Origin of the sequence: Streptomyces sp. Y20 (assembly GCF_043195475.1) — a bacterium.
Classification (GTDB): domain Bacteria; phylum Actinomycetota; class Actinomycetes; order Streptomycetales; family Streptomycetaceae; genus Streptomyces.
This window is the reverse complement of sequence record NZ_JBIDDP010000002.1, coordinates 280,744-294,791: the sequence shown is the minus strand read 5'-3', so window position 1 is coordinate 294,791 and position 14,048 is coordinate 280,744. Positions and strand designations below refer to the sequence as shown.

At 73.2% G+C, this 14,048-nt stretch carries 10 protein-coding genes; 6 read left to right on the top strand and 4 right to left on the bottom strand.

What is annotated here, in order from left to right:
* Positions 1-40: 40 nt before the first annotated feature.
* From ACGFT1_RS06365 to ACGFT1_RS06345, 5 genes are all read left to right on the top strand, one after another.
* Positions 41-712: a DUF3000 domain-containing protein gene (locus ACGFT1_RS06365; RefSeq protein WP_373907878.1), complete on the top strand. Its 672-nt coding sequence runs from the start codon at positions 41-43 to the stop codon at positions 710-712.
* Between the two features lie 282 nt (positions 713-994).
* Positions 995-1,654 (top strand): response regulator transcription factor, encoded by a 660-nt coding sequence (locus tag ACGFT1_RS06360; protein ID WP_121786344.1) that lies wholly within the window; start codon positions 995-997, stop codon positions 1,652-1,654.
* A 145-nt stretch (positions 1,655-1,799) separates the two neighbouring features.
* The gene (locus ACGFT1_RS06355) at positions 1,800-3,089 is read left to right on the top strand and encodes an HRDC domain-containing protein (RefSeq protein WP_373907877.1); all 1,290 of its coding nucleotides are present in this window, start codon (positions 1,800-1,802) and stop codon (positions 3,087-3,089) included.
* Positions 3,090-3,961: 872 nt separating this feature from the next.
* Complete coding sequence (locus tag ACGFT1_RS06350) at positions 3,962-5,179, top strand: acetyl-CoA C-acyltransferase (protein ID WP_356817055.1); 1,218 nt, start codon at positions 3,962-3,964, stop codon at positions 5,177-5,179.
* On the top strand, positions 5,176-7,305 hold the full coding sequence (locus ACGFT1_RS06345) for a 3-hydroxyacyl-CoA dehydrogenase NAD-binding domain-containing protein (protein ID WP_373907876.1): 2,130 nt from the start codon (positions 5,176-5,178) through the stop codon (positions 7,303-7,305). Before ACGFT1_RS06350 ends, ACGFT1_RS06345 begins: the two co-directional genes overlap by 4 nt.
* Positions 7,306-7,396: 91 nt before the next feature.
* Here ACGFT1_RS06345 and ACGFT1_RS06340 read toward each other — a convergent pair whose 3' ends face one another.
* Positions 7,397-8,413 (bottom strand): hypothetical protein, encoded by a 1,017-nt coding sequence (locus ACGFT1_RS06340; RefSeq protein ID WP_373907875.1) that lies wholly within the window; start codon positions 8,411-8,413, stop codon positions 7,397-7,399.
* 72 nt (positions 8,414-8,485) lie between these two features.
* Here ACGFT1_RS06340 and ACGFT1_RS06335 point away from each other — a divergent pair, with 72 nt between their 5' ends.
* Entirely contained in the window at positions 8,486-8,878 is a 393-nt protein-coding gene (locus tag ACGFT1_RS06335; protein ID WP_373907874.1) for an NTP pyrophosphohydrolase, read from the top strand.
* Here the strand turns inward: ACGFT1_RS06335 and ACGFT1_RS06330 are convergent.
* The 3 genes from ACGFT1_RS06330 to dxs form a co-directional block, all read right to left on the bottom strand.
* The gene (locus ACGFT1_RS06330; protein WP_373907873.1) at positions 8,799-10,337 is read right to left on the bottom strand and encodes an ArnT family glycosyltransferase; all 1,539 of its coding nucleotides are present in this window, start codon (positions 10,335-10,337) and stop codon (positions 8,799-8,801) included. The genes ACGFT1_RS06335 and ACGFT1_RS06330 overlap by 80 nt on opposite strands.
* A 72-nt stretch (positions 10,338-10,409) precedes the next feature.
* On the bottom strand, positions 10,410-11,936 hold the full coding sequence (locus ACGFT1_RS06325; RefSeq protein ID WP_373907872.1) for an amino acid permease: 1,527 nt from the start codon (positions 11,934-11,936) through the stop codon (positions 10,410-10,412).
* Positions 11,937-12,078: 142 nt separating this feature from the next.
* The gene (dxs, locus tag ACGFT1_RS06320) at positions 12,079-14,007 is read right to left on the bottom strand and encodes a 1-deoxy-D-xylulose-5-phosphate synthase (RefSeq protein ID WP_373907871.1); all 1,929 of its coding nucleotides are present in this window, start codon (positions 14,005-14,007) and stop codon (positions 12,079-12,081) included.
* Positions 14,008-14,048: the final 41 nt, after the last annotated feature.

The following is a 14,048-nucleotide window of genomic DNA, read 5'->3' as shown; positions in this document are numbered from 1 at the left end:
TGCCCCGCACCGGGCCCCGCTTCCCTTTACTCTTCCCCGCATGGCTGCGGCTCAGGGACGACTGTCGGACGGCGCTGACGGAATGGATGACGCGGAGGACACCGCGCAGGAGCGGGCGGGCAGCGGGCTGCCCCCGGCGTTCCGGTCCGCGGTCGACGCGCTGCGTACCGCGCGGGTACGGCCGCAGGTCGAGGTGGAGCCGACGCCCGCCCCGCAGCGGCTCGCCCCGCACGCGTACGCGCTGGAGGCCGTGGTGGCCGACGGCGAGCAGGAGCTGGCCGACGGGCGGCTGGTGCTGCTGCACGATCCGTCCGGGCACGAGGCCTGGCAGGGCACCTTCCGGCTGGTGACGCTGGTGCGGGCGGAGCTGGAGCCGGAGATGGCGGCCGATCCGCTGCTGCCCGAGGTGTGCTGGTCGTGGCTGACGGGGGCGCTGCAGGCGCGCGGGCTCGGGTACGGCGAGCCGAGCGGCACGATCACGCGGGCCGGCTCGCACTACTTCGGCGGGCTGGCCGAGCGGCCGGCCGCCTCGCAGATCGAGATCCGGGCGTCGTGGACGCCCCGCGAGGGGCTCGGCGGGGTGCCGGACACCGCCGCCCACCTGGCGGCCTGGTGCGATCTGCTGGCGCAGGTCGCGGGCCTGCCGCCGGCCGGCCCGGGCGACGCGTCGGTGGTGACGCTGCCGCAGCGCCGGGGGCCGCAGTCGCGGTGACGTGACGCCGCTGTACGGACCGCATCACCCTTGTGGGCGTCCGATTGACCATCTCTTTGTCGATACGGCCACTTTCTGTACTCGAATCGCACTCGGTCGAACCGACTTGGTCTTCGGATGATCGATCGCGTGTCCGAATTGCACGGATTGTTACTCACTAGATCGTGATCATTCTCTAAAGGCGGACAGGTTTGCTGCCGAAGACGACTGTGACCTTGAAAGCACGGTTCGTCCCCGGCTTCCTCCCCACAAGCCGGCCCCGTCCCCCACCCAGGAGGCCTGGTGTCCGTTCTCCTCGAGCAACCCGCAAGCCTGGTCGCCTACCGCCCGAACAAGCCGACCGCCATGGTGGTCGTGGCCGACCCCCGCGTCCGCTCCACCGTCACCCGCCACCTGTGGGCCCTGGGTGTGCGCGACGTCATCGAAGCCTCGTCCATCGCGGAGGCTCGTCCCCGCATCGGCAACCCCCGCGACATCTGCGTCGCCGACGTCCACCTCCCCGACGGCTCCGGCCTCACCCTGCTGTCCGAGACCCGAGCCGCGGGCTGGCCCAACGGACTCGCGCTCTCCGCCGCCGACGACATCGGCGCCGTCCGCAACGCGCTGGCGGGCGGCGTCAAGGGCTACGTCGTCACCGGCACCCGCACCAACATCGGCCTCCCCTCCCGGCCCGGCGCCACCCCCCTCGGTGCCGCCGCCCGGATGCACCGCCGCCCCCCGGGTGCCCCGAGCCACCCGGGGGGCTACCGGGAGCTGTCCGGACGCGAGGTCGAGGTGCTGAGACTGGTCGCGGAGGGCCAGTCGAACAAGGCGATCGGCGTCTCCATGGGCCTGTCCGCCCTCACCGTCAAGAGCCACCTCGCCCGCATCGCCCGCAAGCTGGGCACCGGCGACCGGGCCGGCATGGTGGCCGTGGCCCTGCGCACCGGGATCATCCACTGACCCTCCGGATACGCCCTCCGGAGCAATCACCGTCCACCCTGGCGAACCCCGTGCCGCCCCAGGGTGACTGGTTTACGCCCCTTCAGCGTCCGTCGGCGGAACGTTCCGTCGACGGGCGCCGTCCACACACGGATACCCTTGACAGGTGACCGACGCCCAAGACACCGCAGCAGACGGCTCCCTGCGCATCACCGGAGTCACGCCTCCGGACGACGCCGGATCTTCTGTGACGGAGGCGCCGACCCCACTGCTCGAACCGCGCGAGGGCATTCCGCCCGTGATCACCGACGAGGCGGCCCTCGCCGAGGTGACCGCCGCCTTCGCCGCCGGCTCCGGTCCGGTCGCCGTGGACGCCGAGCGCGCCTCCGGCTACCGCTACGGACAGCGCGCCTACCTGGTGCAGCTGCGCCGCGAGGGCGCCGGCAGCGCGCTGATCGACCCCGTCGCCTGTCCGGACCTGTCCGGCCTCGGCGAGGCCCTGTCCGGCGTCGAGTGGGTGCTGCACGCGGCGACCCAGGACCTGCCCTGCCTGCGCGAGATAGGCATGGTGCCGACCCGCCTGTTCGACACCGAGCTGGCCGGCCGGCTCGCCGGGTTCCCCCGGGTCGGCCTCGGCGCGATGGTGGAGGGCGTCCTCGGGTACGTGCTGGAGAAGGGCCACTCCGCCGTCGACTGGTCGACCCGGCCGCTGCCCGAGCCCTGGCTGCGGTACGCCGCGCTGGACGTGGAGCTGCTCGTCGACCTGCGGGACGCCTTGGAGAAGGAGCTGGACCGGCAGGGCAAGCTGGAATGGGCGCACCAGGAGTTCGACGCGATCGCCGCCGCGCCGCCGGCCGAGCCCCGCAAGGACCCCTGGCGCCGCACCTCCGGGATGCACAAGGTGCGCCGGCGCCGGCAGCTGGCCGTCGTACGGGAGCTGTGGGAGGCCCGGGACCGGATCGCCCAGCGGCGCGATGTGTCACCGGGCAAGGTGCTGAGCGACGCGGCCATCGTCGAGGCGGCGCTCGCCGTGCCGGCCAACGTCCACGCGCTCGCCGCGCTGAACGGTTTCGGGCACCGGACGGGCCGCCGGCAGCTGGAGCAGTGGCAGGCGGCCGTGGACCGGGCCAAGGCCCTGCCGGAGAGCGCGCTGCCGCAGCCGGGCCAGCCGGTGACCGGCCCGCCGCCGCCCCGGGCGTGGGCCGACAAGGACCCGGTCGCCGCGGCCCGGCTCTCCGCGGCGCGGGCGGCGGTGTCCGCGGTGGCCGAGCGGGTCACGATGCCGCAGGAGAACGTGATCTCCCCGGACACGGTGCGGCGGATCTGCTGGGAGCCGCCGCGGACCGTGGACGCCGCGTCGGTGGCGACCGCGCTGGCCGGATACGGCGCCCGTCCGTGGCAGGTCGAGCTGGTGACACCGGTACTGGTGGACGCCCTGTCGACCCAGGGCGCGTAGGGCACCCGACCGCCGGATCCCGCCGCTGCGGGGGTGCCGCCCACCCGTCCGCGCCCCGGAGGCCGTCCGTCGGACCCCGCCGGATCGCGGGCCCCTCACGCCCGTCCCCGGCTCAGCGGCCGCCCGCCGGAACGCGCGGTAGCCGGATGCCCCGCACGCACGCCCGCCGAGAGGCGCCGGGGCCGCGGGTCCCGCACGCCGTCCGCAGCCCAGATGCCGCCCTCCGGAACGTGCCGGGGCCGGGAGTCGCACGCGCGCCCGCGCGAAGGCATCCGAGGCGCGCGTCGCCGACGCAATGCGCGAGAAGTCGCACGCGCGCCCGCGCGAGGGCATCCGTCGATTCCGCCGGATCGCGCAGCCCCCTGCACGACCGTCCGCGACCCGGAGGCCGTCCTCCGGGCCGCACGGGGGCCGGGGCCCCGCACGCACGCCCGCCGAAAGGCGCCCGGGCCGGGGGTCCCGCACCCGCGACCCAGGGGCGGTCCCCCCGATCCCGCCGATCCCGCCGGGTCGCGGGCCCCCGCCCGCACGTCCGCGGCGTCGTCGTCGGGTGCCGCCGCGGGCCGTCCGTGGTCACGGTCGCGTGGCTGCCGTGCCCTTCCCGGGGCCCCGGCGCGTCGCTGCCCGTGCTCCTTCCGGGGGGCCCGGCGCGTCGCCGCCCGCGAGTAGCCGGGGCGAACGTCGAGATCGCGCCAAGATCCTGGGGGCGCGCGGCGAGGGCCGTACGGGTGCCGGGCCGGCCGGTGGGTGTGACGTTCACCGCTTGGGGCGGCAGGACTGTGCAGCTACGTTACTCATAAGTAGCATGGGTTCTGAGCGCGCGCTCAGCGCATCGCAGCAGTGCCATCCCGCACCCTGGAGGAGAGCCAATCGTGCCTCGTACCGTCAGGGATGTCGTCTTCGTCGACGGCGTCCGCACCCCGTTCGGCAAGGCGGGCCCGAAGGGCATCTACCACGAGACCCGGGCCGACGACCTCGTCGTGAAGGCGATCCGGGAGCTGCTGCGCCGCAACCCCGGTCTGGACCCGAAGAAGATCGACGAGGTCGCCATCGCCGCGACCACGCAGATCGGTGACCAGGGCCTGACCCTCGGCCGCACCGCCGGCATCCTCGCGGGCCTGCCGCAGTCCGTCCCCGGTTACTCGATCGACCGCATGTGCGCCGGCGCGCTGACCGCCGTGACCACCACCGCCGGTTCGATCGCCTTCGGCGCCTACGACGCCGTCATCGCCGGTGGCGTCGAGCACATGGGCCGCCACCCCATGGGCGAGGGCGTGGACCCGAACCCGCGGTTCGTCTCCGAGAAGCTGGTCGACGAGTCGGCCCTGTTCATGGGCATGACCGCGGAGAACCTGCACGACCGCTACCCGCACATCACCAAGCTGCGCACCGACGAGTACGCGGTGCGCTCGCAGGAGAAGGCCGCCAAGGCGTACGCCAACGGCAAGATCCAGCAGGACCTGGTGCCGATCTCGGTGCGCCGGACCAGCCCCGAGGGCGGCGAGACGGGCTGGGGCCTGGTCACCGCCGACGAGCCGATGCGCCCGGGCACCACGCTGGAGAACCTGGCGGGCCTGAAGACGCCGTTCCGTGTGCACGGCCGGGTCACCGCCGGTAACGCGGCCGGTCTGAACGACGGCGCCACCGCGTCGATCATCGCGAGCGAGGACTTCGCCCGCGAGAACAACCTCCCGGTGAAGATGCGCCTCGTCTCGTACGCCTTCGCGGGCGTCGAGCCGGAGGTCATGGGCTACGGCCCGATCCCGGCCACGGAGAAGGCCCTCGCCAAGGCGGGCCTGTCCATCTCCGACATCGGGCTGTTCGAGATCAACGAGGCCTTCGCCATCCAGGTCCTCGCCTTCCTCGACCACTACGGCATCGCGGACGACGACGAGCGCGTCAACCAGTACGGCGGCGCCATCGCCTACGGTCACCCGCTGGCCTCCTCCGGCGTCCGTCTGATGACGCAGCTGGCCCGCCAGTTCGAGGAGCAGCCGCACGTCCGCTACGGCCTGACCACCATGTGCGTCGGCTTCGGCATGGGCGCGACGGTCGTCTGGGAGAACCCGCACTTCGAGGGGGACAAGTGAGCACCACCACCGAGCTTCTGAAGCAGGCTTCGGAGCTGTTTCCCGACGAGGTCGTCACCAGTGCGCACGTGCGCCACTTCGACCTGCCGTTCGGCGCCGGCCGCTTCGCGCTGATCACGCTGGACAACGGCCTGGACCACACCAAGCCGACCACCTTCGGGCCCGCCTCGCTCGCGAACCTCGACACCGCGATCGACCAGGTGGAGAAGGAGGCCGCCGACGGCGAGATCGTCGGTGCCGGCATCACCGGCAAGCCGTTCATCTTCGCGGTCGGCGCGGACCTCAAGGGCGTCGAGCTGCTCAAGGAGCACGAGCACGCGCTCGCCATCGGCAAGGGCGGCCACGAGGTCTTCAAGCGCCTGTCGACGCTGGCCGTCCCGACGTTCGCCTACTACAACGGCGCGGCGATGGGCGGCGGTGTCGAGGTCGGCCTGCACTGCACCTACCGCACCGTCTCCAAGGCGATCCCGGCGTTCTCCCTGCCCGAGGTCTTCCTCGGCCTGGTCCCCGGCTGGGGCGGCTGCACGCTGCTGCCCAACCTGATCGGCGCCGACAAGGCCGTCTCGGTCGTCATCGAGAACTCGCTCAACCAGAACAAGCAGCTCAAGGGCGCGCAGGTCTTCGAACTGGGCATCGCCGACGCCCTGTTCGAGGGCGCCGACTTCCTGGAGCAGTCGCTGCTGTGGACCGCCCAGGTCCTCAAGGGCGACGTCACGGTCGAGCGCCCGGCGATCGACCGCGGCGAAGCCTGGGACCAGGCGGTCGCACGCGGCCGGTTCATCGCCGACTCCAAGGTGCACGGCGCGGCCCCGGCCGCCTACCGCGCCCTGGACATCATCGCCGCCGCGAAGAACGGCGACCTCCAGCAGGGTTACGACGCCGAGGACCAGGCCCTCGCCGACCTGATCATGGGCGGTGAACTCCGCTCGGGCATCTACGCGTTCAACCTCGTGCAGAAGCGCGGCAAGCGCCCCGCCGGCGCCCCGGACAAGAGCCTGGCGCGCCCGGTCACCAAGGTCGGTGTCGTCGGCGCCGGTCTGATGGCCTCCCAGCTCGCCCTGCTGTTCCTGCGCCGCCTGGAGGTGCCGGTCGTCCTGACCGACATCGACCAGGAGCGCGTCGACAAGGGTGTGGGCTACGTCCACGCCGAGATCGACAAGCTGCTCGGCAAGGGCCGTATCAACCAGGACAAGGCCAACCGCCTCAAGGCCCTGGTCACCGGTGTGCTGGACAAGGCCGAGGGCTTCGCGGACGCGGACTTCGTCATCGAGGCCGTGTTCGAGGAGATCGGGGTCAAGCAGCAGGTGTTCGCGGAGGTCGAGGCGGTCGCCCCGGCGCACGCGATCTTCGCCACCAACACCTCGTCCCTGTCGGTGACGGAGATGGCGTCGAAGCTCAAGAACCCCGAGCGGGTCGTGGGCTTCCACTTCTTCAACCCGGTCGCGGTCCTGCCGCTGCTGGAGATCGTCCGCGGCGAGCAGACGGACGACGCCTCGCTGGCGACCGCCTTCGCGGTGGCCAAGAAGCTGAAGAAGACCGCGGTACTGGTCAAGGACGCCCCGGCGTTCGTCGTGAACCGCATCCTGACCCGCTTCATGGGCGAGATCCAGAACGTCATCGACGAGGGCACCCCGGTCGAGGTCGCCGAGAAGGCCGTCGAGCCGCTCGGCCTGCCGATGTCCCCGCTGGTGCTGCTGGAGCTGGTCGGCCCCGCCATCGGCCTGCACGTCTCGGAGACCCTCAACCGGGCCTTCCCGGACCGCTTCACCGTCTCCCCGAACCTGAAGGCGGTCGTCGAGGCCGGCAAGCGCGGCTTCTACGTCTACGACAGCGGCAAGCCGGAGCTGGACCCCGAGGTCGCCGCGCTGCTGAAGCAGGGCGACACCGTCCTCACCGAGGAGCAGGTGCGGGCCCGGGTGCTGGACGCGGTGGCGCAGGAGATCGGGCTCATGCTCGACGAGGGCGTCGTCGCCGAGGCCCAGGACATCGACCTGTGCCTGATCACGGGCGCCGGCTGGCCCTTCCACCTGGGCGGCGTCACGCCGTACCTGGACCGTGAGGGTGTCTCGGAGCGCGTGAACGGCAAGAAGTTCCTGGCGCCGGGCGTGGCGAGCGTGCCCGCGTAACGCCTGTCCGGTCGGACGCCGGGTGCCCGCGCTCCTCCGGGAGTGCGGGCACCCGGCGTTTCTCCGGCCGTTGCCCGCGCGCCGGGCGGGATCACGCCTCCCGCCACGCCTCCAGCGCGAGCCCCGGCTCGTCCTTGCGCCGGGTCAGCAGGAGCCGCCCGGTCGACGGGGACCACGTCGCCGCCACCACCCGGTCCTCCTCGTCCGTCGCGAGGCACACCGGCGCGTCCAGGGGCAGTTGCGGGCCCGACTCGGTCCACCAGGCGCCCGCGGGCTCCACCTCGGTCGGGTAGGCGGCGAAGGCGACGCGTCCGCTCGCCGACCGCTGGGCCAGCAGGGTGCAGTCGTACCCGTCCAGCGCGCAGCGGACCGCCGCGACCGGTCCGGGGCCCGCCGCCGGCAGGAGGGTGGCCGGTTCGTCGCCGGGGCGCCACGCGCACAGGTCGCCGGAGGTGTCGGTGTAGAAGACGGTCGTCCGGTCGGGTGAGGTGGCGAGCGCGCGCAGGGTGCCCGGGCGGACCGGGGTCCTGAGGGTCTCCCGGAGCACGGGCTGGGCGCCCGGCTCCTCCTGGCGCCAGTGCAGCAGGCCCTGCGGCACCGCCGCGTACAGCTCGACCCTGCCGGACTCCCCCGTGACCGCGGCCAGTCCGTCGCTCACCTCGTCGCCCTTCAGGTCCCGCCAGGGGTCCCAGCCGCCCTTCTCCTTCTGTGCGAGCAGGCTCACCCCGCCGTCGCCGTCGGGCACGAAGAGATGGGCGCGGCCCTGGGCGTCGACGGCGACCGCGGGGGTGCCGGTCCGGCCGCCCTTCTTGTGCGGGTGGCCGACCGGGTTCCAGTCCAGGGCGGCCAGGTGCGGGCGGAAGTGCGTGGAGTGCACGAGCCCGGACTCGCCCTTGCCGGTGGGCCGCCAGGAGACCAGGTGGGCGTAGCCGTCGGGGCCCTGGCCGACCGCGAGGACGGGGTGCAGCCGCTGGTCGCCGCCCACCCGGCGCGGGGCGGACCAGGGGCCGCCGGGGCCGCGCTCCGCCCGGCACAGGACGGCGTCGCCCGACGTCTGGTAGACACTGAGCCGGCCGTCTCGGCCGCGGAGGAGCCAGTCGCCGTTCACCGGTTCACTTTAAGCCGCTCGGCAGCGGCCCCGGGGCCCGGGCCCCACCCGCCGCCGTGGCACCCTTGCCGCATGACCGAGCCCCTGGACGCCCCGCCTCCCCCGGCCCCGCTGCTCGTGATCGTGGACGGCGCGAACGTCGTCGGTTCGCGCCCCGACGGCTGGTGGCGCGACCGTGAGGGGGCGGCCGAGCGGCTGCGGGACCGGCTGGCGGACCAGGGCCTGCCCGGGCGCGGGGAACCGGTGGAGATCGTGCTCGTGGTCGAGGGCGCGGCCCGTGGGGTGACATCGGTGCCGGGCGTGCGGGTGGAGGCGGCACCGGACAGCGGCGACGACCGGATCGTGGAGCTGACCGCCGCGAGCGCCGGCCGGGCCCGCCTGGTGATCACCGCCGACCGTGAGCTGCGGCGCCGCGTGGCGGAGCTGGGCGCGCAGGTGGCCGGCCCCCGTACGGTCCTGGGCTGAGCCACGCCCGCCGTGCCCCCGGTACCGGGGCGTACAGTAGCGCGCCGTCCACCCGGCCCGCGAGCGTGTACCCCGCGGCCAGCAGCCGGCGCAGGGTGGGGACGCGGTCGGGGGCGTACGGCCCGCCCCGGGAGTCGTCCACGACCAGCGCCGGGGCGTGCGCGGCCAGCTCCCGGCGGAAGACCGGCCAGGTGCCGGCGACGGCGTACTCCTCGCCGACCCGGAAGCCGTCGCGGCCCCCGCTGTAGTTGGTGAGCAGACCCGCGGTGAGGTAGCGGGTGGCGGGGGTGCGCCCGGCCAGCCAGTACGTCTCCGGGTGTATGCCCCATACGAGGACCCGGTCGGCGGGCCGGGTGCGGTGGGCGAGGGCCGCCGCGAGCCGTTCGCTGTGCCGGAGTTCGGGTCGCGGGGCGAGCAGGCCCCAGGCCACGAAGAGGGCGCAGCAGCAGGCGGAGATCCGGACGGCGGCCCGGTGCCGGTCCCGGGGCGGGGTCTGGAGCGCGGCGGTCGCCAGGAGGGCCAGCGGCGGGGTGAGCTGGAGGTAGTAGTGGCCGAAGAAGTGGAGGCCGAGGGTGACGGCGGCGGCCGAGGAGGCCAGCCACAGCCACAGCTCGGGCGCCGGGCAGCGGGCGGCGCGCACGGCCCGTACGACGGGCGGAAGCAGGCCCGCCGACGCCCCGCCCAGCAGCGCGGTGTTGGCCGACGCACGGGCCAGGACGTGCAGTGCGGAGCCGGCGGGGGAGGCGTACGCGGCGGAACCGGTCACCGTCCAGAACAGGAAACCGGCCGGGCCGGTGAGCAGGGCCGCGGCGGCCACCGGCACCACGCAGCCGGCCGCGAGCCGTGCCACGTCCGCGCGCGGGGCGCCCCGGCTGTGCAGCAGCCAGGCCACCGGCAGCAGGACCGCGCCCCCGGTCTGCTTGGTCAGGAACGCGACGGCGACGGCGGTACCGGCCGCGCCCCAGCGCCCCCGGTCGGCGCACCACAGGGCCGCGGCGGTGGCGGGCAGCATGAACACCTCGAAGGTGGCGGCCTGCGCGTCCTCGGGGTTGAGGCCGACAGAGACCAGCAGGTACAGCACTCCGGCGGTGCGGCCCGCCCGGTCGCCCCAGCGGCGGCGGGCGAGGGAGGCCAGCGCCACGGCGGTGAGCAGCTGGGCGAGGACGGCGAGCACCCGCAGCGGGGTCAGCGAGCCGGATCCGCAGACCGCGAACGCGGCCTGGTACAGCCAGGGCAGCAGCGGTGGCTTGCGGTCCACCACCGTGTCGTACAGCCGGCCGCCCTGGAGCAGCAGCCCGGCCTGTACGGCGAGATAGCCCTCGTCGGGATTCCACAGCGGCCGGACGAAGGACGGGATCCGGGTGGCACAGGCCAGGGCCGCCAGGAGGGGCAGCAGCCGCGGCCAGTACGCCGTCCGGGTGACCGTGGTCCGTACGGGGGCGAGCGGGGCGGCGAGCATGGTCAGCACGCTATCCGGCCCCGCGGTCCGCGCCGTGGCGGACATACGGGGCCGGTGCCGGAACGCGTCCGGTTACGCGGTGTCCCCGCTCGGCGGCGGTGCGGCCTGCCCGGCCGCGGCGCTCTCCCGCCGGCCGAGGCGGCTGTGCGAGCGGCCGTAGAGGAAGTAGACGACGAAGCCGATGACCATCCAGATCGCGAAGCGCAGCCATGTCTCGGCGGGCAGGTTCAGCATCAGCCACAGCGAGGCGCACACCGACAGGATCGGGATGACCGGGACCCACGGGGTGCGGAACGCGCGGGGCAGGTCGGGGCGGCTCCGGCGGAGGATGACGACACTGATCGCGACGACGATGAACGCGAAGAGCGTGCCGATGTTCACCAGTTCGCCGAGGGTCGTCAGGCTCGTGAAGCCCGCGACGACCGCGATGATGACGCCGAGGAGGATCGTCGGCCGGTACGGGGTGCGGAAGCGGGGGTGGGTGCGCGAGAAGAACCGCGGCAGCAGCCCGTCGCGGCTCATCGCGAAGAACACCCGGGTCTGGCCGAGCAGCAGGATCATGCAGACGGTGATGAGTCCGATGGTGGCGCCGAAGCTGATCACGCCCGCGTACCAGGGGTGCCCCGTGGCTTTGAAGGCCTCCGCGAGCGGGGCCTCCACGGACAGCTTCGTGTACTTCTCCATGCCGGTGACGACGATCGACACCGCGACGTAGAGCAGTGTGCAGATGACGAGGGAGCCGATGATGCCGCGGGGCATGTCGCGCTGCGGGTTGCGGGTCTCCTCGGCGGCCGTGGCCACCACGTCGAAGCCGATGAAGGCGAAGAACACGATCGAGGCGCCGGTGAAGATGCCCATCACACCGAAGTTGGACGGTGCCCAGCCGAACATCAGCTGGATCAGCGGGGCCTTGAGGTTGCCGCCGGCCGCCGCGGGCTGCGCCGGGGGGATGTACGGGTTGTAGTGGGCCGTGTTGACGATGAACGCGCCCGCGATGATGACGACGAGCACGACGGTCACCTTGACCGCCACGACCACCTGGGTGACGCGCGCGGACAGCTTCATGCCGACGACGAGGATGGCCGTGAGCGCCAGCACCAGCAGGGCGGCGAAGATGTCGAACCCGAAGCCGTGGGCGTTGTCCCGTCCGCCGAGCGCGGCGGGGACGTGCCAGCCGATGTTGGTGTCGAGGAACGACCGGAAATAGCCCGACCAGCCGACGGCGACCACCGCCGTGCCCAGCGCGAACTCCAGGACCAGGTCCCAGCCGATGATCCAGGCGGGCAGCTCGCCGATCGAGGCGTACGAGAAGGTGTACGCGGACCCCGCCACCGGGACGCTGGAGGCGAACTCGGCGTAGCACAGGGCGGCGAGGGCGCAGGCGACGCCCGCGGCGACGAACGACAGGGAGATCGCGGGGCCCGCGGTCGTCTTGGCGACCGACCCGGTGTAGACGAAGATGCCGGTGCCGATGATCACACCGACGCCGAACACGGTCAGGTCCAGCGCGGACAGGGACTTCTTGAGCGCGTGCTCCGGCTCCTCGGTGTCGAGGATGGACTGCTCGACCTTCTTCGTGCGGAAGAGGGTACTGCTCACGGGCCTACCTCCCACGCGCTTGTCGTCCTCGACATGATTCGAGAGGGCTGGGGACGCGTATGCCCCGGCACAGGCAGGTTCACGCAAAAACGCCGGCTCCGCCACCTGGAGTGGCGGAGCCGGCGCCCGGGAGCGTGTGGTTCTAGTCGCGCGCGGGTTCCACGGAGTCCACCGCGTCGGCCGGGCGGTCGAACCGGCCGTCGAGCTTGGAGACCAGCCCGGTGACCTGGCGGGCGATGTCGGGCGCGGTCAGCCCGATCTCGGTGAGCACCTCGGCGCGGGAGGCGTGGTCGAGGAAGCGCGGCGGGATGCCGAAGTCGCGCAGCGGCACGTCCACGCCCGCGTCGCGCAGCGCCTGGGCGATCGTGGAGCCGACACCGCCGACGCGGCTGTTGTCCTCGACGGTGACGACGACCCGGTGCCGCTCGGCCAGCGGGGCCATGGCCTCGTCGACGGGCTTGACCCAGCGCGGGTCGACCACGGTGGTGGAGATCCCCTGCCGGTCCAGCAGGGCGGCGATCTCCAGGCACATCGGGGCGAGGGCGCCCACGGAGACCAGCAGCACGTCCGGGTCGTCGGTGCCGGGCTCGCGGAGCACGTCCATGCCGCCGACCCGGCCCACGGCCGGTACGGCGGGGCCGACGGCGCCCTTGGAGAAGCGCACCACGGTCGGCGCGTCCTCGACGGCGACGGCCTCGCGCAGCTGGGCGCGGACCTGGTCGGCGTCGCGCGGCGCGGCGAGCCGCAGCCCCGGCACGACCTGGAGGAGGGACATGTCCCACATGCCGTTGTGCGAGGCGCCGTCGGTGCCCGTGACACCGGCCCGGTCGAGCACGAAGGTCACCCCGCACCGGTGCAGGGCGACGTCCATGAGGACCTGGTCGAAGGCGCGGTTGAGGAAAGTGGCGTACACGGCGAAGACGGGGTGCAGCCCTCCGTGGGCGAGGCCGGCCGCGGACACGGCGCCGTGCTGCTCGGCGATCCCGACGTCGTACACCCGCTCGGGGAAGCGCTTGGCAAACTTGTCCAGGCCGACGGGCTGGAGCATGGCCGCGGTGATCGCGACGATGTCGTCGCGCTCCTCGCCGAGCCGCACCATCTCCTCGCCGAACACGGACGTCCAGTCGGCGCCCGAGGAGGCGATCGGCAGCCCGGTGTCGGGGTGGATCTTGCCGACGGCGTGGAAGCGGTCGGCCTCGTCCTGGAGGGCGGGCTGGTAGCCGCGGCCCTTCTCGGTCAGGCAGTGCACGATCACCGGGCCGCCGAACCGCTTGGCCCGGGCCAGCGCCGACTCCAGCGCCTCGATGTCGTGCCCGTCGATGGGGCCGACGTACTTCAGGCCCAGGTCCTCGAACATGCCCTGCGGGGCGATGAAGTCCTTCAGCCCCTTCTTGGCGCCGTGCAGCGTCTCGTACAGCGGCCGTCCGACGACCGGGGTGCGGTCGAGGATGTCCTTGGTGCGGGCCAGGAAGCGCTCGTAACCCTCGGTCGTGCGCAGCGTCGCCAGGTGGTTGGCGAGTCCGCCGATGGTCGGGGCGTAGGAGCGCTCGTTGTCGTTGACGACGATGACGAGCGGGCGGTCCTTGGCCTCGGCGATGTTGTTCAGCGCCTCCCAGGCCATGCCGCCGGTCAGCGCGCCGTCACCGATGACGGCGACGACCCGGCTGTCCCGCTCGCGCAGCTGGTTGGCCTTGGCGATGCCGTCGGCCCAGCCGAGGACCGTGGAGGCGTGGCTGTTCTCGATGACGTCGTGCTCGGACTCGGCCTGCGAGGGGTAGCCCGACAAGCCGCCCTTCATCTTCAGCCGGGAGAAGTCCTGCCGGCCGGTGAGCAGCTTGTGCACGTAGGACTGGTGGCCGGTGTCCCACAGCACCTTGTCCTTCGGCGAGTCGAAGACCCGGTGCAGGGCGATGGTCAGCTCCACCACACCGAGGTTCGGGCCGAGGTGGCCGCCGGTCTTGGAAACCGCGTCGACGAGGAAGGTCCGGATCTCCCCTGCCAGCTGGTCCAGCTCCTCCAGGCTGAGCCGGTCCAGATCGCGCGGTCCCGTGATACGGGTCAGCAGCGGCACCCGTGCCTCCTTGCAGTAGAGCTGATCGAGCGTTGCCGGGC